The organism is Streptomyces griseus (assembly GCF_001715295.1).
Lineage (GTDB): Bacteria > Actinomycetota > Actinomycetes > Streptomycetales > Streptomycetaceae > Streptomyces > Streptomyces griseus_G.
Genome location: NZ_MDKB01000003.1, coordinates 716,058 through 739,208, shown reverse-complemented (window position 1 = coordinate 739,208; position 23,151 = coordinate 716,058). Strand labels below are relative to the sequence as shown.

The following is a 23,151-nucleotide window of genomic DNA, read 5'->3' as shown; positions in this document are numbered from 1 at the left end:
CCGATCCCGCATACTGATACAGGCCGACGCGGTGGAGATCTCTCGGTTAGTCTCGTCGCATCATGCGTTTCGGGCTGCTCCTCCTTAGCTGCCGCGGCGAGGGCCTGTAGTCGTAGGCCGGCTCCCTCCCCGCGGAGTTCGCTGGTGCAGCGACCCAGTCGGCCGCCCCGCTGTACCTCAGAGGAGCCGTACGCCATGACTGCCGTAAACCCCGCCCGGAACGCCGCGGACGCCGAGAGCGCCGCCCCTGTCGGCGGCCCCACCCCGGTCACCAACGCGACGCAGCTGCAGAAGCCGTCCGGGATGCCGGTCCACAAGTACCGCGGGTACGAGGCCGTGGACATCGCCGACCGCACCTGGCCGGACAACCGCATCACCCGCGCCCCCCGCTGGCTGTCCACGGACCTGCGCGACGGCAATCAGGCACTGATCGACCCGATGTCCCCGGCCCGCAAGCGCGAGATGTTCGACCTGCTCGTACGCATGGGCTACAAGGAGATCGAGGTCGGCTTCCCGTCCTCCGGCGAGACCGACTTCGCCTTCGTGCGCTCCATCATCGAAGAGGGCGCGATCCCCGAGGACGTGACGATCTCCGTCCTGACGCAGGCGCGCGAGGAGCTGATCGAGCGGACCGTCGAGTCGCTGGTCGGCGCGCGCCGCGCCACCGTCCACCTCTACAACGCCACCGCGCCCACCTTCCGCCGTGTGGTCTTCCGCGGTTCGAAGGAGCAGGTCAAGCAGATCGCCGTGGACGGCACCCGGCTGGTCATGGAGTACGCGGACAAGATCCTGGGCAGCGAGACGATCTTCGGCTACCAGTACAGCCCGGAGATCTTCACCGACACCGAACTGGACTTCGCCCTGGAGGTCTGCGAGGCCGTCTGTGACGTCTGGCAGCCCGAGGAGGGCCGGGAGATCATCCTGAACCTGCCCGCCACCGTGGAGCGTTCGACGCCGTCCACGCACGCGGACCGGTTCGAGTGGATGTCCCGCCACCTGACCCGCCGGGAGCACGTCTGCCTGTCGGTGCACCCGCACAACGACCGCGGCACCGCCGTGGCCGCCGCCGAGCTGGCCCTGATGGCCGGCGCGGACCGCATCGAGGGCTGTCTGTTCGGGCAGGGCGAGCGCACCGGCAACGTCGACCTGGTGACCCTGGGCATGAACCTCTTCTCCCAGGGCGTCGACCCGCAGATCGACTTCTCCCAGATCGACGAGATCCGCCGCACCAGCGAGTACTGCAACCAGATGGAGGTCCACCCGCGCCACCCCTACGCGGGCGACCTCGTCTACACCGCCTTCTCCGGCTCCCACCAGGACGCCATCAAGAAGGGCTTCGACGCCATGGAGGCCGACGCGGCCGCCCGGGGCGAGGGTGTCACCGTCGACGATCTCGAGTGGGCCGTGCCGTACCTGCCGATCGACCCGAAGGACGTCGGCCGCTCGTACGAGGCGGTCATCCGGGTCAACTCGCAGTCCGGCAAGGGCGGCATCGCCTACGTCCTGAAGAACGACCACAAGCTGGACCTGCCGCGCCGCATGCAGATCGAGTTCTCCCGGATCATTCAGGCCAAGACCGACGCCGAGGGCGGCGAGGTCACGCCGGACCAGATCTGGTCCACCTTCCAGGACGAGTACCTGCCCAACCCGGACGACGCCGCGGACCGGTGGGGACGCGTACAGATCCGCTCCGGCCAGACCACGACCGGGTCGGACGGCCGCGACACGATCACCGTCGAGGCCACCGTCGACGGTGTGGACACCGTGCTGAGCGGCGTCGGCAACGGGCCCATCTCCGCCTTCTTCGAAGCGCTGCAGGCCATCGGCATCGACGCCCGCCTGCTGGACTACACCGAGCACACGATGAGCGAGGGCGCGAGCGCCCAGGCCGCCTCCTACATCGAGTGCGCCATCGACGGCAAGGTGCTGTGGGGCATCGGTATCGACGCCAACACCACGCGCGCCTCGCTCAAGGCCGTGGTCTCCGCGGTCAACCGCGCGACCCGCTGACGCGGTACGGCCCCCGACGGCACAAACGTCCGATAAGCCGCGGAACCGTCCGGTCCACGAGCCCCGTCCGCCCGCCGAGGGTGGCCGGGGTTCGGCCATGTCCGGGTGTTGTGACGTCCGGAAGGCTGACGTCCCCACGCGCATGTGGCTAACATCACGTCCAACGCGGCAATGTCGCCGTGGGGTACCTCCCGTGCCTGAAGGGCCAGGGGGAGTTGCGGAGGTGTGCGACGTGCGGCCGGCCAAGGGACAACGCGCCATAGGACTGCGCATGTACGGCATCCGTACCGTGTGGGACACCGTCGGCGACGGCGAGTTCTTCTGTCCGGGCTGCGGAGGCGACCGCAACTACCGGCGTCTCAGCGGGCGCCGACGCCTCACCGTGCTCGGCCTGCCGCTTTGGGCGCGCGGGAGCGCGGGGCCCGTCGTCGAATGCGCCGCCTGCCGGGATCACTTCCCGGTCGACACCCTCGACCACCCCACCACCACCCGCTTCTCCGCCATGCTGCGCGAGGCCGTGCACACCGTCGCCCTCGCCGTGCTCGCGGCCGGCGGCACCACCTCCCGTACGGTCCTGGAGACCGCCGCGGCCACCGTCCGCGACGCCGGGCTCGACGACTGCACCCAGGAGCAGCTCTTCACGATCGCCGAGGTCCTCGCAGCCGACACCGGCCCGGACGGCACCGGTCCCGGGGCCGAGGCCTGCAGCGCCGCCCTCGCCATCGAACTGCACGAGGCGCTGGGGCCGCTCGCCCCGCACCTGGCCGTGGCCGGACGGGAGTCGGTCCTGCTGCAGGGCGCCAGGATCGCGCTCGCCGACGGCCCGTACGGCCAGGCGGAGCGCGAGGTCCTGGCCACCGTGGGCAGCGCCCTGCGGATCCGCCCCGACGACACCACGAGGCTGCTCGCCGCCGCGGCGCGCACGCCCTCCTGACCTCGCGGGGCCCGGAGACGTCCCCGGGGCACCGGGAGCGAGGACCGCCGACGGGGCGCCGTCGCGGTGGGCGACAATGGACGCATGAGCTTGTTCCGGGACGACGGCGTCGTACTGCGTACGCAGAAGCTGGGCGAGGCCGACCGGATCATCACGATCCTGACCCGGGGCCACGGCCGGGTACGCGCCGTCGCGCGCGGGGTGCGCCGCACCAAGTCGAAGTTCGGTGCGCGCCTCGAGCCCTTCTCCCACGTGGACGTGCAGTTCTTCGCCCGCGGCAGCGAGCTGGTCGGCCGCGGACTGCCCCTGTGCACCCAGAGCGAGACGATCGCCCCGTACGGCGGTGGCATCGTCTCCGACTACGGCCGCTACACGGCGGGCACCGCGATGCTGGAGACCGCCGAGCGGTTCACCGACCACGAGGGCGAACCCGCGGTCCAGCAGTACCTGCTGCTCGTCGGCGGGCTGCGCACCCTCGCCCGCGCCGAGCACGCCCCGAACCTCATCCTGGACGCCTTCCTGCTGCGTTCCCTCGCCGTCAACGGCTACGCCCCGAGCTTCGACGACTGCGCCAAGTGCGGAATGCCCGGACCGAACCGGTTCTTCTCCGTCGCGGCCGGCGGCGTCATATGCGGCGACTGCCGGGTGCCCGGCAGCGTCGTACCCTCGGCGGAGGCCGTCGAACTGCTGAGCGCACTGCTCACCGGTGACTGGGAGACGGCGGACGCGTCCCAGGCGCGTCATGTCAGGGAGGGGAGCGGGCTCGTGTCCGCCTATCTGCACTGGCATCTGGAGCGCGGCCTGCGCTCGCTCCGGTACGTAGAGAAGTGACACAGGGAGACGAGAGAAGCCCATGGCAGTACGCGGGATGCTCGGCGGCCGAAACCGGCGTGAGTACAAGACCCCCGAGCCGCACCCCTCCGGCGCCACCCCGCCGAAGATCCCCGGCGAGCTCGTGCCCAAGCACGTCGCCGTGGTGATGGACGGCAACGGACGCTGGGCCAAGGAGCGTGGCCTCCCGCGCACCGAGGGCCACAAGGTCGGCGAGGGCGTCGTCATGGACGTCCTCAAGGGCTGCATCGAGATGGGGGTCAAGAACCTCTCGCTGTACGCCTTCTCCACCGAGAACTGGAAGCGTTCGCCGGAGGAGGTGAAGTTCCTCATGAACTTCAACCGGGACGTCATCCGCCGCCGCCGTGACGAGATGGACGAGCTCGGTATCCGCATCCGCTGGGTCGGCCGCATGCCGAAGCTGTGGAAGTCCGTCGTCCAGGAGCTCCAGGTCGCCCAGGAGCAGACCGAGGACAACGACAGGATGACGTTGTACTTCTGCGTCAACTACGGCGGCCGGGCCGAGATCGCGGACGCCGCCCAGGCCATCGCGCGGGACGTCGCGGCGGGGAAGCTGGACCCGTCCAAGGTCAACGAGAAGACGTTCGCGAAGTACATCTACTACCCCGACATGCCGGACGTGGACCTCTTCGTGCGCCCCAGCGGTGAGCAGCGCACGTCCAACTACCTGATCTGGCAGAGCGCCTACGCCGAGATGGTCTTCCAGGACGTGCTGTGGCCGGACTTCGACCGCCGCGACCTGTGGCGGGCCTGCCTGGAGTTCGCCCGGCGGGACCGGCGCTTCGGCGGTGCGGTGGAGGCCGCCTCGTCCTGAGGCGGGGTGGCGCCCGGGGGTGTGCGGGGCCCCCGGGCGACGCCGGGGGCTTCCGGGGGCCGAGCCCCCGGGGGCGTCATCCCCGCGCGCCCGCGCAGTCGGCGCACGTGCCGAAGATCTCCACGGTGTGCGCCACGTTCACGTAGCCGTGCTGCGAGGCGATGGTCTCGGCCCACTGCTCCACGGCCGGGCCCTCCACCTCGACCGCCTTGCCGCAGACCCGGCACACCAGGTGGTGGTGGTGTTCACCCGTCGAGCAGCGGCGGTAGACCGCCTCGCCGTCCGTGGTGCGCAGGACGTCGACCTCGCCCGCGTCGGCGAGGGACTGGAGCGTGCGGTAGACGGTGGTCAGCCCGACCGAGTCCCCCCGGTGCTTGAGCACGTCGTGGAGGTCCTGCGCGCTCCGGAACTCGTCCACCTCGTCGAGCGCCGCCGCGACCGCCGCCCGCTGCCGGGTGGACCGGCCGCGCACCGGAGCCGCGTTCGTGCCACTGATCGGCGCTGTCGCCACAGCTGCCTCCTCGTGTCGCCCGTACGTGTGTCGGGCCATTGTGCCAGCCCGCTCCCGCATCGCGGTCACACCCGTACGTCGTCCCCGGCCGGGCGCGCCGCCGGTACCTCCAGGGTGCACTGCCCCGGGTCCTCCTCGCGTGCGCGGGCCCGCCTGCGGGCCAGTGGTGTGGCGAGCGCGGTCAGCGCGACGAACGCGGCGATGGCCAGCAGCACGATCGTCGCGCCGGGTGGTACGTCCTGGTAGTACGAGGTCACCGTCCCGGCCAGGGTCACGGCCGTGCCGATGACCACGGCCAGGACGAACGTCGCCCGGAAGGACTTCGAGATCTGCTGGGCGGCGGCGACCGGGACGACCATGAGCGCGCTGACGAGCAGCAGGCCGACGACCCGCATCGCGACGGTGACCGTGACCGCCGCCGTCACGGCGACCAGCAGGTTGAGCGCGCGCACCGGCAGCCCGGTGACCCGGGCGAACTCCTCGTCCTGGCTGACCGCGAACAGTTGCCGCCGCAGCCCCACGGTGACCAGCACCACGAGGGCGGCCAGCACCACGATCGCGGTGACGTCCTCCTCGGAGACCGTCGACAGGGAGCCGAAGAGGAACGAGGTGAGGTTGGCGTTGGAGCCGGTGTCGGAGAGGTTGATCAGCATCACGCCGCCCGCCATGCCGCCGTAGAACAGCATGGCCAGGGCGATGTCGCCGCGGGTGCGCCCGTACCAGCGGATCAGTTCCATGACGACGGAGCCCGCCACGGCGACGAGGGTGGCCATCCAGACGGGGTTGGTGGAGAGCAGGAAGCCGAGACCGACGCCGGTCATGGCGATGTGCCCGATGCCGTCGCCCATGAGGGCCTGGCGGCGCTGGACCAGGTAGATGCCGATGGCGGGAGCGGTGATCCCGACCAGCACGGCCGCGACGAGTGCCCGCTGCATGAAGGGCGGTGTGAGGAATTCCATGATCAGGTCAGCAGTCCCGTCCGGGCGGGCTCGGAGGCCGCGTGGGGGTGTACGTGGTCGTGGCCGGGCAGGGCGTGCTGGCCCACGGCCTCGGGGGGTGGTCCGTCGTGCGTCACGCAGCCGTCGCGCAGCACGACCGCCCGGTCGATGAGCGGTTCCAGCGGGCCGAGTTCGTGCAGGACGAGCAGCACCGTCGTACCGGCGGCGACCTGCTCGCGCAGGGTCTGGGCGAGGATCTCCTGACTGGCCAGGTCGACGCCCGCCATCGGTTCGTCCATGATCAGCAGTTCGGGCTCCGAGGCGAGGGCCCGGGCGATCAGGACGCGCTGGTGCTGGCCGCCGGAGAGGGCGTTCACGGAGTCGGCGGCCCGGTCGGTGAGACCGACGAGCCCGATGGCCCGTTCGACGGCCGCCCGGTCCGCCCGGCCCGGGGGCCGCAGCCTCGTGCGGGACAGCCGGCCGGAGGCGACGACCTCGCGGACCGTGGCGGGGACGCCTCCGGCGGCGGTGGTGCGCTGCGGGACGTACCCGACGCGGGCCCACCGGCGGAAGCGCCGCAGCGGGGTGCCGAAGAGCTCGACGGTGCCGCCGGTGAGCGGGACCTGGCCGATGACGGAGCGTACGGCGGTGGACTTGCCGGACCCGTTGGCGCCGAGCAGCGCCGCGACCTCCCCGGCATGGACGGTGAGGTCGACGCCACGCAGTACGGGGCGCGCGCCGAGCGTCGCCGTGGCTCCACGCATGCGGATCACGGGTTCGGACGTACGGGGCTCGGTCACGATCGCCTCCGGTGCTGCTGCGGCTGGTACGGACGGTGCGGGGGTCACTTCGCGCCGAGGGCCTTCTGCAGCGCGGTCAGGTTGGACGTCATGACCTCGATGTAGTCAGCGCCCTTGGACTTGCCGGTGATTCCCTCCAGGGGATCCAGCACGTCCGTCCTCAGGCCGAGGTCCTTCGCCAGGGTCCTGGCGGTGCGGTCGCTGGCGAGCGTCTCGAAGAAGACCGTGGTGGCCTTGTTCTTCTCGGCGACGGAGTGGATCTCGCTGATCCGGGCGGGGCTGGGCTCGGTCTCGGGGTCGAGGCCGGCGATGCCCTCCTGGGTGAGGCCGTAGCGTTCGGCGAGGTAGCCGAAGGCTGAGTGCGTGGTGACGAACGTCCTGGTCGCGGTGGTCTTCAGCCCGTTCTCGTACGCCGTGTCCAGTGCGTGGAGCTTGCCGACCAGGGCGGTGGTGTTCTTGCGGTAGTCCGCGGCGTGGTCGGGGTCGGCCTTCTCCAGGGACTTCCCGACCCCCTCGGCGACCTCGGCGTACTTCACCGGGTCCAGCCAGACGTGGGGGTCCCGACCGGCCTCCTCGCTCCCGTGCCCTTCGTCCCCGTGCCCTTCGTCCCCGTGCTCCTCGCCCTCCGCGTGCCCGTGGTCGTGGCCGTCGACCTCGGAGCCGTGGTTCTCCAGCGTGGTGAGCTCCGCCGCGTCCACGGTGTTCTTCACCCCCGCCTGGCCGACGGCGTCGTCGACGGCGGGCTGGACGCCCTTGAGGAAGAGGATGTAGTCGGCGTCGCTCAGGCCGCCGATCTGCCTCGGCGAGAGCTCCAGGTCGTGCGGCTCCACGCCGGGCTTGGTCAGGGTGGTGACGGAGACGTGCGAGCCGCCGATCTCCTCGGCGAGGTACGTCATCGGGTAGAAGGACGCCACCACCTCGAGCTTGCCGCCGTCCGCGTGGCCGGCCGCGTCGGAGGAGGAACAGGCGGTCAGCGTGGTGAGACCGAGGGCGGCCGTGGCGGCGACGGCGGCGGTGGGTATGAGGCGGCGTACGTTCATGACAGTCATTTTCAACAAAAGTGGAAACGATTGTCAACAAGGCGTATGAGATGACTGGTCACGGTTCGGGGCCGGCGGTACGGCCCCACCGATTTGATCCGGGGGGTGCGCCCGCCGGTAATCTGAGGTATTCGCCCGCCCGTCTTCGGATCACCACCCCCCACCGCGGCGCTCCGCGCCGTCCTTGTCCCCGTTTCGTCGTAATGAAGAGAGCACCGTGGCCGCCGACAAGATCGACACCATCGTCAGCCTGAGCAAGCGCCGTGGCTTCGTCTATCCCTGCAGTGAGATCTACGGTGGCCAGAAGGCCGCCTGGGACTACGGGCCGCTGGGCGTCGAGCTGAAGGAGAACCTCAAGCGCCAGTGGTGGCGCTACATGGTCACCTCCCGCGAGGACGTGGTCGGTCTCGACTCGTCGGTCATCCTGGCCCCCGAGGTGTGGGTCGCCTCCGGCCACGTCGCCACGTTCTCCGACCCGCTCACCGAGTGCACCTCCTGCCACAAGCGCTACCGCGCCGACCACCTGGAGGAGGCGTACGAGGAGAAGCACGGCAAGCCGCCCGTCAACGGGCTGGCCGACCTCAACTGCCCCAACTGCGGCAACAAGGGCACGTTCACCGAGCCCAAGCAGTTCTCGGGTCTGCTCTCCACCCACCTCGGCCCGACCCAGGACTCCGGCTCGGTCGCCTACCTGCGTCCCGAGACCGCCCAGGGCATCTTCACCAATTTCGGCCAGGTGCAGCAGACCTCGCGCAAGAAGCCGCCGTTCGGCATCGCGCAGATGGGCAAGTCCTTCCGGAACGAGATCACTCCGGGCAACTTCATCTTCCGCACGCGCGAGTTCGAGCAGATGGAGATGGAGTTCTTCGTCAAGCCGGGCGAGGACGAGCAGTGGCAGGAGTACTGGATGGAGCAGCGCTGGAACTGGTACACCGGTCTCGGCCTGCGCGAGGAGAACATGCGGTGGTTCGAGCACCCGCAGGAGAAGCTCTCCCACTACTCCAAGCGCACCGCCGACATCGAGTACCGCTTCCGCTTCGGCGGCAGCGAGTGGGGTGAGCTGGAGGGCGTCGCCAACCGCACGGACTACGACCTCACCGCGCACTCCAAGGCCTCCGGCACGGACCTCTCCTACTTCGACCAGGAGAAGGGCGAGCGTTACACGCCGTACGTCATCGAGCCCGCGGCCGGCGTCGGCCGTTCGCTGCTGGCCTTCCTCCTGGACGCCTACAACGAGGACGAGGCGCCCAACGCCAAGGGCGTCATGGAGAAGCGCGCCGTGATGCGTCTCGACCCGCGCCTCGCGCCGGTCAAGGTCGCCGTCCTGCCGCTGTCCCGTAACCCGCAGCTGTCGCCGAAGGCCAAGGGCCTCGCCGCCGACCTGCGGCAGAACTGGAACATCGAGTTCGACGACGCGGGCGCCATCGGCCGCCGTTACCGCCGCCAGGACGAGATCGGCACGCCGTTCTGCGTCACCGTCGACTTCGACACCCTCGACGACAACGCGGTGACCGTGCGCGAGCGCGACACCATGAAGCAGGAGCGCGTCTCCCTGGACCAGATCCAGAGCTACCTCGGCTCCCGCCTGCTGGGCTGCTGACCGCCCCGCCGCGTACCGGAGCCCCCGTTTCCCCACCGGGAAACGGGGGCTCCGGGCACACCGGGCGCACCCCGTCCCCAGGGGGCCGGGATGCCGTCCAGGACCACGAGCACGGTCACGAGACGGGACCGGCGCGGTCGTGCACACGTCGTGCACGTGAGGAGGCCGGGGGTGCGGCGGCAGCCGGCCTGCGACACCTGCGACCGGCGTGGAGCGGCGTAGTTCCTGCCCTGGCCGGAGGCCGAGGAGCACCTGACCGACGCCCACCGGGCGACGGTCGACCCGACGGCCTGAGCGGGGGAGCGGCGCGCCGGCGGGGAGGCCGGGACCGGCGGCGGCGGAAAACCGGATGAGGCGCACCGGCAGGCGGGGTACCTTCTGGGTATGTATTCGTTCTTCCAGATCTACGAGTGAGCGCGCGACGGGCCCGAACGCCCGTCGCCCATCGATTCGATTCCCGGTCCCCGATCACGTCGGACCTCACGTCTCACCACGAATGGGAGAACCCCGTGGCCAAGAGCCGCAACAACCTTCTCGGTGTGGGCGGACAGCGCAAGAAGCTGTCCCGCGCCGAACAGCAGGGTGCGGGCCCCGCCCGCACAGCCGACCGCAAGGCCGCCGAGGACAAGAAGCAGGAGCTCGTACGCAAGATGCGTGAGCGGGCCGCCGAGGCCGCACCGGCGCAGGACGCACCGGCCGAGAGCTGACCTCCTCGCACCACCCGTACGAGCGCGGCCCGGACCACCTCGGTGTTCCGGGCCGCGCCCGTCTTCCCGCTCATCCCACCGAGCGGGGCAGCCGCAGGCTCAGCAGGGTCGTCAGCACGACGGCCGCCAGCTGCACCAGCAGCGTCACGGCCAGGGCGTCCCGCATCCCCTGCCCCGACGCCAGCGACAGGAACAGCGTGCCGAGCGTCGCGACGCCCAGCGCCAGAGCGGCCTGCCGCGCTCGTCGACCTGCCGGGCACGCACCGGGTGATGGCGGCGAAGTTCCGCGGCGCCATGGCGGAGCACCTGGCCGAGCCCGCGTGGAAGACGCTCCTGGCCCGTCTGGAAGCGGCCTCGCCGGAGTTCCGTGAGGTCTGGGCCCGGCACGCGGTCGTGGGCCCCGCCAACGGGACCAAACTCTTCCGTAACGCCGAGGTGGGGCTGCTCCGGCTCGACCACACCGACCTGTGGCTCGGCCCCTCGACGGGCCCGCGCCTGGTGTCGTACGTCCCCGCCGACGAAGAGTCCCGCCGGGGGGTGGAGCGCCTGACGGAGTCGGCGCTCGCCCGGGACCGCGCCTGACCCGGGGCCGGCGTCCCGGCCGGGGGCCGCTGTCCTCCGGAGGCCGCTCGCCGACCGGGCTGCGGCCGGGGTGCGCGACAATGGGGGAATGACCACGCTCGCCCCCGCTCTCCCGCTGCTCACGATCGGCCCGCACGCCGTGCGGCCGCCGGTCGTGCTCGCCCCCATGGCCGGCATCACCAACGCCCCGTTCCGCACCCTGTGCCGTGAGTTCTCCGGCGGCAAGGGGCTGTTCGTCAGCGAGATGATCACCACCCGGGCGCTGGTCGAGCGCAACGAGAAGACCATGCAGCTCATCCACTTCGACGCGAGCGAGACCCCGCGCTCCATCCAGCTGTACGGAGTGGACCCGGTCACCGTCGGCAAGGCGGTCCGCATGATCGTGGACGAGGACCTCGCCGACCACATCGACCTGAACTTCGGCTGCCCGGTCCCCAAGGTGACCCGTAAGGGCGGCGGTTCCGCGCTTCCGTACAAGCGGCCGCTGCTGCGCGCCATCCTCCGTGAGGCCGTGGCCCACGCGGGCGATCTCCCGGTCACCATCAAGATGCGCAAGGGCATCGACGACGACCACACGACGTACCTCGACGCCGGCCGCATCGCCGTCGAGGAAGGCATCACGGCGGTCGCCCTGCACGGCAGGACCACCGCCCAGCACTACGGCGGCACCGCGGACTGGGACGCCATCGCCCGCCTCAAGGAGCACGTGCCCGAGATCCCCGTCCTCGGCAACGGCGACATCTGGTGCGCGGACGACGCCCTGCGGATGATGCGCGAGACGGGCTGCGACGGCGTGGTCGTCGGCCGCGGCTGCCTGGGACGGCCCTGGCTCTTCGCGGACCTGGTCAGCGCGTTCGAGGGGACGGGCACCCGGCAGGCGCCCACCCTGCGGGAGGTCGCCGACGTCATGGTGCGGCACGCGACGCTGCTGGGGGAGTGGATCGGCGACGAGAGCCGGGGCGTGATCGACTTCCGCAAACACGTGGCCTGGTACCTCAAGGGCTTCGCGGTGGGTTCCGAGATGCGCAGGAAGCTCGCGGTCACCTCCTCGCTGGAGGAGCTGGACGGCCAGCTGCGGGAGCTGGACCTCTCCCAGCCGTGGCCGGAGGGGGCGGACGGCCCCCGCGGGCGCACTTCCGGCAACAACCGGGTGGCCCTGCCCGACGGCTGGCTCAAGGACCCCTACGACTGCGCGGGTGTGGGTGCCGAGGCGGAACTGGACACCTCGGGCGGCTGAGGCCTCCTGGGCACCGAGTGCCCTCACGATGTCCCGCTCATATGAGCGGGACTTTTGCGTGTCGCGCTTGCGTTTCGGCGGTGTGTGCGAGGGGGTCTACCGCCGCCAGCTCCGAATCGTCACGCTCCGCCCATGCTGGTGTACCCCTGAGTGACCGAAATGTGGCCGCAGGGCGTCCGGATCGTGACATCTGAGCGGAAGGGGCGGAGTGATTCTCGCCACCCTTGAGGCTGGGTTTGCTCAGATGAGCGCCCTTATGGTTGCTGTATTACTCAAATGATGGCACTGGGTGCCAGGGGTCTGCATTTTGATCGATCGACGCGATCGCTGCTCTCCGTGCTCGGAAGGGGGCGTGGGTATGCACAGTGCGTCATGAATCCTTCAAGAGGTGAACGAACGAGGTGGTGACCCCTGATCGCCGCGTCACTTTGGATCTGCTGGCGGACGGGTGGTTGGAACCTCATGACCCGCACGTGGGCGTACCCAGACACCTTCGATCTGGGTATGTTCCTCGCCGTCAGGGCAGCCACCGCGTCCTCGAGGAGTCGAGACCCGTGTCGGAAAACAAAGACCCCCAGAAGTTCGTCTACGACTTCACCGAGGGCAACAAGGATCTGAAGGATCTTCTGGGTGGCAAGGGCGCCAACCTCGCCGAGATGACCAACCTCGGACTGCCGGTCCCTCCCGGCTTCACCATCACCACCGAGGCGTGCAAGGTCTACCTCGACAGCGGGGACGAACCGTCCGCGCTGCGCGACGAGGTCAGCGCGCACCTCGGGGCGCTCGAGAAGCGGATGGGCAAGAGCCTCGGCCAGGCCGACGACCCGCTGCTCGTCTCCGTCCGCTCGGGCGCGAAGTTCTCCATGCCCGGCATGATGGACACCGTTCTCAACATCGGCCTCTCCGACGCCTCGGTCGTCGGACTGGCCGAGCAGGCCGGCGACGAGCGTTTCGCCTGGGACTCCTACCGCCGGCTCATCCAGATGTTCGGCAAGACCGTCCTCGGGGTCGACGGCGACCTCTTCGAGGAGGCGCTGGAGGCGGCGAAGCAGGCCAAGGGTGTCACCGTCGACGTGGACCTCGACGCCGCCGACCTGAAGAAGCTCGTCAAGCAGTTCAAGAAGATCGTCAGCAGGGATGCCGGACGCGACTTCCCGCAGGACCCGCGCGAGCAGATGGACCTGGCCATAAAGGCGGTCTTCGACTCGTGGAACACCGACCGGGCCAAGCTCTACCGCCGCCAGGAGCGCATTCCCGGCGACCTCGGCACGGCCGTCAACGTCTGCTCGATGGTCTTCGGCAACCTCGGCCCCGACTCGGGTACGGGCGTCGCCTTCACCCGGGACCCGGCCAGCGGCCACCAGGGGGTCTACGGCGACTACCTGCAGAACGCGCAGGGCGAGGACGTCGTCGCGGGCATCCGCAACACCGTGCCGCTCGCCGATCTGGAGTCGATCGACAAGGCGTCGTACGACCAGCTGATGAAGATCATGGAGACGCTGGAGACCCACTACAAGGATCTCTGCGACATCGAGTTCACCATCGAGCGCGGCCACCTCTGGATGCTCCAGACCCGGGTCGGCAAGCGCACGGCGGGCGCCGCCTTCCGGATCGCCACCCAACTCGTCGACCAGGGCCTCATCGACGAGGCCGAGGCCCTGCAGCGGGTCAACGGCGCCCAGCTCGCACAGCTCATGTTCCCGCGCTTCGACGACCAGGCCACCACCGTCCTGCTGGGCCGCGGTATCGCCGCCTCGCCGGGCGCGGCCGTCGGCAAGGCCGTCTTCGACTCGTACACCGCCGTCAAGTGGTCGCGGTCCGGCGAGAAGGTCATCCTCATCCGCCGGGAGACCAACCCCGACGACCTGGACGGCATGATCGCCGCCGAGGGCATCCTCACCTCGCGTGGCGGCAAGACCTCGCACGCCGCCGTCGTCGCCCGCGGCATGGGCAAGACCTGTGTCTGCGGCGCCGAGGAGATCGAGGTCGACACCAAGCGCCGCCGGCTGACGGTCGGCACCACCGTCGTGGAGGAGGGCGACCTCGTCTCCGTCGACGGCTCCACCGGCAAGGTGTACCTCGGGGAGGTGCCCGTCGTACCGTCCCCGGTCGTCGAGTACTTCGAGGGACGCATGCACGCCGGCGCCGACGACGCGGACGAACTCGTCGCCGCCGTGCACCGGATCATGGCCTACGCGGACCGGGTGCGCCGCCTGCGCGTACGGGCCAACGCGGACAGCGCCGAGGACGCCCTGCGGGCCCGCCGCTTCGGCGCGCAGGGCATCGGCCTGTGCCGCACCGAGCACATGTTCCTCGGCGAGCGCCGCGAGATGGTCGAGAAGCTGATCCTGGCCGACACCGACGACGAGCGTGAGGCGGCCCTGGCCGCTCTGCTGCCGCTCCAGAGGGCCGACTTCATCGAGCTGTTCGAGTCGATGGACGGGCTGCCCGTCACCGTGCGTCTGCTCGATCCGCCGCTGCACGAGTTCCTGCCCGACATCACGGAGCTCTCCGTGCGGGTCGCCCTCGCCGAGTCCCGCAAGGACGCCAACGAGAACGACCTGCGCCTGCTGCAGGCCGTGCACAAACTGCACGAGCAGAACCCGATGCTCGGCCTGCGCGGAGTGCGCCTCGGCCTGGTCATCCCCGGCCTGTTCGCGATGCAGGTCCGGGCGATCGCCGAGGCCGCGGCGCACCGCAAGAACGCCAAGGGCGACCCGCGGGCCGAGATCATGATCCCGCTCGTCGGCACCGTCCAGGAGCTGGAGATCGTCCGCGAGGAGGCCGACCGGGTCATCGCCGAGGTCGAGGCCGCCACCGGCACCGGACTGAAGCTGACCATCGGCACGATGATCGAGCTGCCGCGGGCCGCGCTGACCGCCGGTCAGATCGCCGAGGCGGCGCAGTTCTTCTCCTTCGGCACGAACGACCTCACCCAGACGGTCTGGGGCTTCTCCCGCGACGACGTGGAGGCCTCGTTCTTCACCGCGTACCTGGAGAAGGGCATCTTCGGGGTGTCGCCGTTCGAGACGATCGACAAGGACGGCGTCGGCTCGCTCGTGCGCAGCGCCGTGGAGGCGGGCCGGGCCACCCGCCCGGACCTCAAACTCGGAGTCTGCGGCGAGCACGGCGGGGACCCGGAGTCCGTGCACTTCTTCCACGAGGTCGGCCTCGACTACGTCTCCTGCTCGCCGTTCCGCATTCCGGTCGCGCGGCTCGAGGCGGGCCGGGCCGCCGCCGGACCGAAGGGCAGCGACAGCGCCTGAGAACGCGGCCGGGACACGGCCGCACGACCTCCGGGGCCGCCGTCGGACATGCCCACCCTCACCGTCCGGCGGCGGACCCGGACCACCCGGAAGCGGCGGCACCCTGTGCGGGGGTGCCGCCGCTTCGTCAATTGAATTGCGAACCGTTCTGTTTTCTTTCTTTCCTCGTTCGGTGCGCAAATAACGGGCCGGGCGGACCGGGGTGCGGTCCATGGATCCCCACCCATGGACCGCACCCGGCTCACCCCCGCCGGGTGCGGAGCCGCACCGGTCACCACCGCCGCCGGACGGGCGAAGCCCCCCACGGCCCTCACCCGCCCTTTCGGTCGTGCCGGATGCGCACCCGACGTCGTACAGCTTTTCCGGTGACGAGGATGCGGGCGAGACGTTTCAACTGTGGCCGAAACCCCGTGGTGACCTGCTGTGACCGCGTGTATACCCTTTGATGGGGGCGATTGCTGTTGCAACAGGTGGGGGTTCGGTGCTGCGTATCCATGTGTCCGGGGTGGACCTGTCCAGAGTGCGTATGGCCACCAGGCCGGACGCAATGTGGGAAACCATTCTGAGTTTCCACCGGCTCAGGGACCGGCGGGGTTCCACGGTGTTCGGGAAATGGCGGACGGAAACCCGTGCGCGGTTGAATGGTGAAGCACGTCTGCTGTCGGCGGTGGTCCCCGTCCGCGGTTATTTCCCCGACTTCCTGACGCCTTCCCGGGAAGGCGTCGAGCCATTCGGTCTGGACGCGGGAACGGAGGCGCTGCGCGAAACCCCCCAGGACCGTCTCCGTGACGAGATGGCGCTGCTGGCCGGTGACCGGGCCCCGGCGCATCGGTCGTCGCGGGGCGGGCGCTCGCCCGCCGCCCTGCCGGCCGCGCTCGCCGAAGGCCGTACGGAACCGCTGGCCCGCCTCGTCACCGCTCTGCGCGGCTACCACCGCGCCGCGGTCGCACCGTACTGGCCGCACATCCGGGCGAGCGTCGAGGCGGACCGCGCCCTGCGGGGCCGTGCCCTGCTGGACGGCGGCGCGGACGAACTTCTCGCCACCCTCCCGTCCACGATCCGCTGGCGTGCGCCCGTGCTGGAGGCGGACTACCCGGTCGACCGCGATCTGCGTCTGGACGGCCGGGGACTCCTGCTGCAGCCCTCGTTCTTCTGCCGGGGTACGCCCGTCGTCTACCGCGACCCGCGGCTCCCGCCCGTCCTCGTCTACCCGGTCACCCATCCCGCTGCCCCGGTGTTCGCCGAGCCCGGACCGTGGCTCGGCCGTCTCGTGGGCCACACCCGTTCCGCCGTCCTCACGGCGATCGGCGACGGCTGCACCACGAGCGAGCTGTCCCGCAGGGCGGGGGTCTCCCTGGCCTCGGCGAGTCAGCACGCCTGCGTGCTGCGCGAGGCCGGCCTCGTCCTCACCCTGCGCCACGGCAGCTCGGTCCTGCACACGCTGACCCCGCTGGGCGCCTCGCTGCTCAGGGGAGGGGCGCCGCTCGTGCCGGCGTGACCGGGAGGGCCGGCCGGGACGTGTTTTTGAACTCGACCAGTTCCGTTCCGAAGTCTGCGCATACGTCGCGCATGACCTCCTCGCAGCGGCGCAGGATCTCGTCCGTGAACGGCCCGCGCCGGTACTCGGGTGTGAAGACCAAATGAGCATGGAGGGTGTGGACGACCGTACGACCCCTGCGGATATCGGGGTTTGGCTACCAGCATGGCGACATAGATCATCCGAGTGCGGTTACATCGACCGGCGCAACCGCCAGTCACAAGCGACGTTCGCCTGCCGGTCCTGCGGGGCCCTCATGCACGCGGACGACAACGCGTCCCACAACATCGGCCGCAAGGGCGAGACGGTGTGGACCGCGGGGCGTGAGTCACGCGTCCCTGCCACCCCATAGGGGTGTCTGGACGGAGGGGCCAACCCAGCAGCCAGTTGGGCGCTACCTCCAAGCCCGGCCCTCCAGGGCCGGGTCAAGTTGACTGACGAGAGCACGGCCTGTCTGGTCATCAGCGACACCATCTTCGCCATGCTCATCGGCGAGTCGCGCTTCAAGGACTTCACCAAGAAGGAGATCGCCGACGCCGGCAGGTCGACCGAGGTGCTCATCGCGCTGAGCGCGGACAGCCGTGCCCAGGTCGACGAGATGGCGGACGCCGCCCTCGCCGCGGGCGGGTTCCCCGCCAACGACCCGATGGACGAGGGGTTCATGTACGGCCGGTCGTTCCAGGACCCGGACCACCACATCTGGGAGGTCGTGTGGATGGACCCGGCCGCCGTCGAGGCCGGCGGTCAGGCCTGACCGTCGCGAGGGCAGCGGCGCGCCGCCGCTGCCCCGGCGTCCCCCCGGCCGCGGGCCGGGTCAGCCGCGGAACGGCCCGGTGACCTCGTAGGTGATGCCCCCCGAGGAGCTGCCGCTCGTCCCGCGCTGCGAGGAGAAGTAGAGCCGCTTCCCGTCCGGGGAGAAGGCGGGCCCGGTGATCTCCGACCCCGACTGGCCGCTGATCCGCAGGAACGGTGCGACGGTGTCGTCCGGTGTGATCAGGCAGATCTCCATGGTGCCGCCGTCCTCGGCCACGTACAGGTCGCCCGAGGCGGACCTGGTGACGTTGTCGACGCCCGTGAGCGGTGCGGTGCCGCCGGTGACCAGCGAGTCGTCGTAGGCGAGCGACAGGGAGGACGTGTTCGCGTCGTACGCCCACACCCTGTTGTCCCCCTTGGTGGTGAACCAGCAGGTGCCGGCCGCGTAGAAGCAGCCCTCGCCGCCGTCGAAGACCTTGGCGCCGGACACCTGGTAGCGGGTCTGGGTGGGGGAGCCGTCCGGGTCGGGGACGGTCGCCCAGGTCACCGGGCCCGAGGTTCCGGTGCCCGCCACCAGCACCTGGAGGATGCCGGAGGAGAGGTCGCCCCACGTGGCGGGGCGGAAACGGTAGAACCGGCCGTCCGTCTCGTCCTCGGTGAGGTAGACGTAGCCGTGGTCGGGGTCCGCGGCCGCCGCCTCGTGCTTGAAACGCCCCAGCGCGGGCCGCTGCACGGCGGCGTTCACCCCCCACGGGTCGGTCTCGTACACGAAGCCGCGGCTGACCTCCTCGCAGGAGAGCCAGGTGTTCCACGGGGTGCGTCCGCCCGCGCAGTTGTTGTTCGTGCCGGACAGGATCCGGTAGGCCGAGGTGACCGTCCCGGAGGAGTCGAAGCGCACCGCGCTCGCCCCGCCGCCGCTGCCCGAGGACACCTCCGCGTTGGAGACGTAGATCCAGCCGTTGCCGTCGGTGAACGTCGCGCCCCCGTCGGGTGCGCTGTGCCAGGCGTACGAGGTGCCGGGGACGGTCTTCCCCGAGCGGGCGACGACGCGGCTGGTGAAGCCGCTCGGCAGCAGGATGCCGTCGGCGTTCGCCGCCTGCAGGACGCCGTAGGGGCCGGTGGCCGGCTGGGCCGGAGCGGCGACGGCGGCACCCCGCCAGAGAGTGCCGCCGAAGGCCGCCGCCGAACTGCCGATCACCGCTGTGCGCAAGAAGGTCCGACGTTCCACGATCACTCCACGGGTGACGTGCGGGCCCGCCGGTCCGGTCGGCCCGGCGGGTCGAACGTCAGGACAGTAGAGGCCGGTGGTTGACGGAGCGTCAATGAAGGGTGAACGGTACGTGATCAGTGCGCGCGGACCGCGAAGACCGGCACGGTGACCTCGTCGTCGTCCAGGCAGGCCCCGGTCTCCAGGTCGAACCGCTGCTTCAGCAGCGGGGAGGCGACGAACGGCCGGCCCGCCGCGGAGCCGACGAGCCCCCGCGAGAGGACGTAGGCGCCCGTGAACGGGTCGCGGTTGTCGATCGCGTACGTGCGGCCCGCCCGGTCCACGAACAGCGCGACCTGCCGGCCGTCCGGGAGGAGGGCGGCCACCCCGCGGCCCGGGGTCAGCAGGGCGCGGTCGCAGACCGTGAGCCAGTCCGCTCCGTCCGACAGCTGGATCGTCCGGGTGTCCTGCACGGTGTCCATGGTCCGGGTCGTCATCAGGAGGGAGTCCCTTCGAGAGTGCGGACGGCCAGCACGGGGCCCGCGAGGATGTCCAGGTCGGGCTTGACCTGGTCGCGCTCGGGGACGAACTTGACCGAGGGGTCGGGTGCGTCGGGGGCGTTGACGAAGGTGACGAAGCGGCGGAGCCGTTCGGGATCGTTGACGGTCTCGGCCCACTCGTCGCGGTAGCCGGCGACGTGGTCGGCCATCAGCCGCTCCAGTTCGTCGCAGAGCCCCAGGGAGTCGTGGACGACGACGTCCCGAACGTGCTCCAGGCCGCCCTCGATCCGGTCCAGCCAGGTCGAGGTGCGCTCCAGGCGGTCCGCCGTACGGATGTAGAACATCAGGAACCTGTCGACGAGCCGCACCAGTTCGGCGTCGGAGAGGTCCTGGGCCAGCAGGTCCGCGTGGCGCGGGGTGGCGCCGCCGTTGCCGCCGACGTACAGATTCCAGCCCTGGGCGGTGGCGATGATCCCGAAGTCCTTGCCGCGGGCCTCCGCGCACTCCCGGGCGCAGCCGGAGACCGCCGACTTCAGCTTGTGCGGGGAGCGCAGTCCCCGGTAGCGCAACTCCAGGTCGATGGCCATCTTCACCGAGTCCTGCACGCCGTAGCGGCACCAGGTGCTCCCCACGCAGGACTTGACCGTCCGCAGCGACTTCCCGTACGCGTGCCCCGATTCGAAGCCCGCGTCGACCAGCCGGGTCCAGATCAGCGGCAGCTGGTCCACGCGGGCGCCGAACAGGTCGATCCGCTGGCCCCCGGTGATCTTCGTGTAGAGGCCGAAGTCCCGGGCCACCTCGCCGATCACGATCAGCTTCTCCGGGGTGATCTCTCCGCCCGGGATGCGCGGCACGATCGAGTAGGAGCCGTTGCGCTGGAGGTTGGCCAGGAAATGGTCGTTGGTGTCCTGCAGCGCCGCCTGTTCGCCGTCCAGGACGTAGCCGCTCGCACCGACCGTCGGCGCCAGCGAGGCGATGATCGAGCCGACCGTCGGCTTGCAGACCTCGCAGCCGTCCCCGCCCCTGGCCGTGTCGCGACCGTGCGAGTCCAGCAGCCCGGCGTACGTCGTGACCCCCAGGGTGCGGACGATCTCGTACAGCTCGGTGCGGGTGTACGCGAAGCAGCCGCACAGCCCCTGGTCCTCGGGCTGCGGCAGCAACTGGCCGATGACCTTCAGGCAACTCCCGCAGCCGGTGCCCGCCTTGGTGCACTTCTTCACCTCGGGCAGCGTGGTGTGCTCGCAGATCGCCCCCTTGCTCACGTTGTGGCAGGAACAGATCACGGCCTCGTCCGGCAGCGAGGACGGCCCGAGGGCGACGGGGGCGCCCGCACCGGCCGGGAGCACCAGCTGCTCCGGTGCCACCGGCAGGACCCTGCCGGTCATCGGCCGCAGCGTGCCGTACTGGTCGGCGTCCCCGACCAGGACCCCGCCGAGCAGCGTGCCGTCCCGGCCGATCACCAGCTTCTTGTAGACCCCCGAGCGGGAGTCCGCGTAGACGACGTCCAGGCAGCCCTCGGCCGCGCCGTGCGCGTCACCGAACGAGGCGACGTCCACACCGAGCAGCTTCAGCTTCGTCGACAGGTCGGCGCCGGTGAACGCTCCCGCCTGTCCCGCGATCACCCCGGCGGCCACCTGCGCCATCTCGTAGCCCGGCGCCACCAGGCCGTACACCCGGCCGTCCGAGGCCAGCGCGCACTCACCGATCGCGAAGACGTCGCCGTCGGAGGTGCGGCACTGCTCGTCGACGACGATGCCGCCGCGCGGCCCCACCGCGAGACCGCAGTCGCGGGCCAGCTGGTCGCGGGGGCGTACGCCGGCGGAGAAGACGACGAGGTCGGTGGCGAGCGAGGAGCCGTCGGACAGCGACATCCCGGTCACCCGGCCGTCGTCGTCCGCGGTGATCTCCTGGGTGCCGACGCCGGTGTGGACGGAGAGGCCCATGTCCTCGATCGTGCGCAGCAGCGCGGCTCCGCCGCCCTCGTCGACCTGGACCGGCATCAGCCGGGGGGCGAACTCCACGACGTGCGTCGCGAGCCCGAGGCCCTTGAGCGCGCCGGCGGCCTCCAGCCCGAGCAGCCCGCCCCCGACCACCGCGCCGGTCGTCGCGCCCTTCGCGTACTCCTCGATCGCGAGGAGGTCCTCGACGGTGCGGTAGACGAAGCAGCCCTCGGCGTCCTTGCCGGGGACCGGGGGGACGAACGGGTACGAGCCGGTGGCCAGGACCAGCGTGTCGTAGGAGAACGTCTCCCCGGAACGCGCGGTGACGGTGCGTGCCTGACGGTCGACGCTCTCCGCCGGGTCGCCGACGCGCAGCTCGATGCCGTGACGGGCCATGAAGTCCGGCTCGGCGAGGGCGAGTTCCTCCGGCGTCCGCCCGGAGAAGTACGAGGTCAGCCGGACGCGGTCGTAGGCGGGGCGGGGCTCCTCGCAGAGCACGACGACCCGGGCCGTGCCCGCCGCCGCGGTCAGCCCGCGGTCCGCGAGCGCCTCCAGGAACCGCTGGCCGACCATGCCGTGCCCGACGACCACGATCGTCGGCACGCCCGCGGTGGGGGCGGTCGGGGGGGTGGGCACCGGCATCAGAAGCCTCCGTCGTTGGTGAGCAGGTGGAGCAGGGACGTGTCGGCGGGGAGCGGTTCGTCGTCCTGCCAGGTCCGGGCGAGGGTGCCGACCGCGGCGAGGTCGCCGAACAGCACCCCGCCGGCCAGCCGGTCACCGCGGACCACGACCGTGCGGTACGCGCCCCGGGTGGCGTCCGCCAGCCGGACCACGTCGTCGCCGGGCAGGGGGCGGGAGTCGCCGAAGGCGGCCAGGTCGAGCGCCCCGGGAGCGCCGGCGGCGACGGTGGGGGCGGCGGGGGAGCGGAGCGTCAGACGGGTGAGGGCCCGGGTGCCCCCGTAGCGGGCGGTCCCTCCGGCCAGCACCTCGGCCAGCACGTCCGCCTGTTCCAGCGCGGCCCCCGCCAGTCCGTACACGGTGCCGCTGTGCTCGGCGCAGTCGCCGACCGCGTGGATGTACGGGTCCGAGGTGCGCAGCTCGTCATCGACGACGACGCCCTTGCGGACGTCGAGACCGGCGGCCTGCGCCAGACCGGTCCTCGGGCGGACCCCGCAGGCCAGCACCGCGATCCCGGCCTCCAGCTCGTAGCCGTCGGCCAGTTCCACGGCCCGCACCGCCGGTGCGGCCCCGTCGGTACAGCGCAGCCCCCGCACCCGGCACTCCGTGTGCACCTCGACCCCGAGGGCCTCCAGGTGGCTCCGCAGCATCCCGGCCGCCTCGGCGTCCAGCTGACGCTCCATGAGGTGCTCGCCCTGCTGGGCCAGCACCACGTGGGCGCCGCGTTCGGCCAGGGCGCGTGCGGCCGAGACCCCGAGGAGCCCACCGCCGATCACGACGGCGCGCACGCCGGGGCGTACGACCGCGCCCAGCGCCAGGCAGTCGTCGAGGGTGCGGAAGGGATGTACGCCGTCCGGCAGGGTGCGTCCCGGACCGCGCAGCGGTGGCAGCACCGGGTTGGAGCCGGTGGCCAGCACGAGGCGCCCGTAGCCGATGACGCCGCCGTCGTCGCAGTGCACGAGCCGCTCGGCCCGGTCGATCCGGACGACCCGCACGCCCCGCCGTACCTCGGCGGACGGCAGGGCGATGACGTCCGGCCCGTACCGGCCGGCGAGCACCTCGGCCAGGAGCACCCTGTTGTACGGCGCGTGCTCCTCCTCGCCGACGACGGTGACACCGGGGACCCGGGCGGCGAGCCGCGCGCCCGCCATCCCGGCGCCGATCACCACCACCCGCTCCGCGTTCCCGCTCCGTGTCCTCATGGAGAAGAGACTGCGGGGCCGGTGTTTCCCGACCGCATCCCCG

The 23,151-nt window shown here is 71.1% G+C and carries 18 protein-coding genes and 3 pseudogenes; 11 read left to right on the top strand and 10 right to left on the bottom strand.

All coding sequences use genetic code 11. The features are described 5' to 3' along the window. Positions 1 to 195: 195 nt before the first annotated feature. From leuA to BA175_RS19535, 4 genes are all read left to right on the top strand, one after another. Positions 196 to 2,010, top strand: a complete 1,815-nt coding sequence (gene leuA / locus BA175_RS19550) for a 2-isopropylmalate synthase (RefSeq protein ID WP_069172726.1) — start codon at positions 196 to 198, stop codon at positions 2,008 to 2,010. 232 nt (positions 2,011 to 2,242) lie between these two features. Beyond that, the gene (locus BA175_RS19545; RefSeq protein ID WP_079159718.1) at positions 2,243 to 2,944 is read left to right on the top strand and encodes a TerB family tellurite resistance protein; all 702 of its coding nucleotides are present in this window, start codon (positions 2,243 to 2,245) and stop codon (positions 2,942 to 2,944) included. Between the two features lie 84 nt (positions 2,945 to 3,028). Further along, the gene (gene recO, locus BA175_RS19540) at positions 3,029 to 3,775 is read left to right on the top strand and encodes a DNA repair protein RecO (protein ID WP_069172724.1); all 747 of its coding nucleotides are present in this window, start codon (positions 3,029 to 3,031) and stop codon (positions 3,773 to 3,775) included. Positions 3,776 to 3,797: 22 nt separating this feature from the next. Then, complete coding sequence (locus BA175_RS19535) at positions 3,798 to 4,610, top strand: isoprenyl transferase (RefSeq protein WP_069172723.1); 813 nt, start codon at positions 3,798 to 3,800, stop codon at positions 4,608 to 4,610. Positions 4,611 to 4,686: 76 nt separating this feature from the next. On the opposite strand, the gene BA175_RS19530 is transcribed toward BA175_RS19535, so the two are convergent. From BA175_RS19530 to BA175_RS19515, 4 genes are all read right to left on the bottom strand, one after another. Further along, positions 4,687 to 5,121: a Fur family transcriptional regulator gene (locus tag BA175_RS19530; protein ID WP_069172722.1), complete on the bottom strand. Its 435-nt coding sequence runs from the start codon at positions 5,119 to 5,121 to the stop codon at positions 4,687 to 4,689. Positions 5,122 to 5,186: 65 nt separating this feature from the next. Further along, entirely contained in the window at positions 5,187 to 6,080 is an 894-nt protein-coding gene (locus BA175_RS19525; protein WP_069172721.1) for a metal ABC transporter permease, read from the bottom strand. A 2-nt stretch (positions 6,081 to 6,082) separates the two neighbouring features. Further along, positions 6,083 to 6,823 carry a metal ABC transporter ATP-binding protein gene (locus BA175_RS19520; RefSeq protein ID WP_254667934.1) on the bottom strand — a complete coding sequence of 247 codons (741 nt, stop codon included), beginning with the start codon at positions 6,821 to 6,823 and terminating at the stop codon, positions 6,083 to 6,085. A gap of 80 nt (positions 6,824 to 6,903) precedes the next feature. Further along, complete coding sequence (locus BA175_RS19515; RefSeq protein ID WP_069172719.1) at positions 6,904 to 7,899, bottom strand: metal ABC transporter substrate-binding protein; 996 nt, start codon at positions 7,897 to 7,899, stop codon at positions 6,904 to 6,906. A 217-nt stretch (positions 7,900 to 8,116) separates the two neighbouring features. On the opposite strand from BA175_RS19515, the gene BA175_RS19510 reads away from it, so the two are divergent. Next, a complete protein-coding gene (locus tag BA175_RS19510; protein WP_069172718.1) occupies positions 8,117 to 9,499 on the top strand; it encodes a glycine--tRNA ligase in 1,383 nt (460 codons plus the stop codon). A 509-nt stretch (positions 9,500 to 10,008) separates the two neighbouring features. Continuing rightward, positions 10,009 to 10,206 (top strand): DUF6243 family protein, encoded by a 198-nt coding sequence (locus tag BA175_RS19505; protein WP_069172717.1) that lies wholly within the window; start codon positions 10,009 to 10,011, stop codon positions 10,204 to 10,206. A 70-nt stretch (positions 10,207 to 10,276) separates the two neighbouring features. Here the strand turns inward: BA175_RS19505 and BA175_RS30600 are convergent. Continuing rightward, positions 10,277 to 10,444: pseudogene (locus tag BA175_RS30600) on the bottom strand (MFS transporter); the annotation flags it as partial. On the opposite strand from BA175_RS30600, the pseudogene BA175_RS19500 reads away from it, so the two are divergent. The 4 genes and pseudogenes from BA175_RS19500 to BA175_RS19485 all read left to right on the top strand — a co-directional run. Beyond that, a pseudogene (locus BA175_RS19500) lies at positions 10,441 to 10,788 on the top strand (MmyB family transcriptional regulator); the annotation flags it as partial. The pseudogenes BA175_RS30600 and BA175_RS19500 sit on opposite strands and share 4 nt — an antisense overlap. 88 nt (positions 10,789 to 10,876) lie before the next feature. Next, positions 10,877 to 12,025: a tRNA dihydrouridine synthase DusB gene (gene dusB, locus BA175_RS19495; protein WP_069172716.1), complete on the top strand. Its 1,149-nt coding sequence runs from the start codon at positions 10,877 to 10,879 to the stop codon at positions 12,023 to 12,025. A 554-nt stretch (positions 12,026 to 12,579) separates the two neighbouring features. Continuing rightward, positions 12,580 to 15,291 carry a pyruvate, phosphate dikinase gene (ppdK, locus tag BA175_RS19490; protein WP_069172715.1) on the top strand — a complete coding sequence of 904 codons (2,712 nt, stop codon included), beginning with the start codon at positions 12,580 to 12,582 and terminating at the stop codon, positions 15,289 to 15,291. A 481-nt stretch (positions 15,292 to 15,772) separates the two neighbouring features. Next, positions 15,773 to 16,789, top strand: coding sequence for an ArsR/SmtB family transcription factor (locus BA175_RS19485; RefSeq protein WP_069172714.1), 1,017 nt, complete (start codon positions 15,773 to 15,775; stop codon positions 16,787 to 16,789). Here BA175_RS19485 and BA175_RS29805 read toward each other — a convergent pair. Continuing rightward, positions 16,758 to 16,973: a transposase gene (locus BA175_RS29805; protein ID WP_079159684.1), complete on the bottom strand. Its 216-nt coding sequence runs from the start codon at positions 16,971 to 16,973 to the stop codon at positions 16,758 to 16,760. The two genes, BA175_RS19485 and BA175_RS29805, sit on opposite strands and share 32 nt — an antisense overlap. Positions 16,974 to 17,255: 282 nt before the next feature. Between BA175_RS29805 and BA175_RS19480 the strand changes: the two are divergent. Continuing rightward, positions 17,256 to 17,582, top strand: a pseudogene (locus BA175_RS19480) (VOC family protein); the annotation flags it as partial. 60 nt (positions 17,583 to 17,642) lie between these two features. Here the strand turns inward: BA175_RS19480 and BA175_RS19475 are convergent. From BA175_RS19475 to BA175_RS19460, 4 genes are all read right to left on the bottom strand, one after another. Continuing rightward, on the bottom strand, positions 17,643 to 18,809 hold the full coding sequence (locus BA175_RS19475) for an alkaline phosphatase PhoX (protein ID WP_069173119.1): 1,167 nt from the start codon (positions 18,807 to 18,809) through the stop codon (positions 17,643 to 17,645). Between the two features lie 116 nt (positions 18,810 to 18,925). Then, positions 18,926 to 19,285 carry a nitrite reductase small subunit NirD gene (gene nirD / locus BA175_RS19470; protein ID WP_069172713.1) on the bottom strand — a complete coding sequence of 120 codons (360 nt, stop codon included), beginning with the start codon at positions 19,283 to 19,285 and terminating at the stop codon, positions 18,926 to 18,928. After that, complete coding sequence (gene nirB, locus BA175_RS19465) at positions 19,285 to 21,870, bottom strand: nitrite reductase large subunit NirB (protein ID WP_069172712.1); 2,586 nt, start codon at positions 21,868 to 21,870, stop codon at positions 19,285 to 19,287. Before nirB ends, nirD begins: the two co-directional genes overlap by 1 nt. After that, positions 21,870 to 23,108: an NAD(P)/FAD-dependent oxidoreductase gene (locus BA175_RS19460; RefSeq protein WP_069172711.1), complete on the bottom strand. Its 1,239-nt coding sequence runs from the start codon at positions 23,106 to 23,108 to the stop codon at positions 21,870 to 21,872. The genes nirB and BA175_RS19460 overlap by 1 nt, the downstream gene beginning before the upstream one ends. Positions 23,109 to 23,151 lie beyond the last annotated feature (43 nt).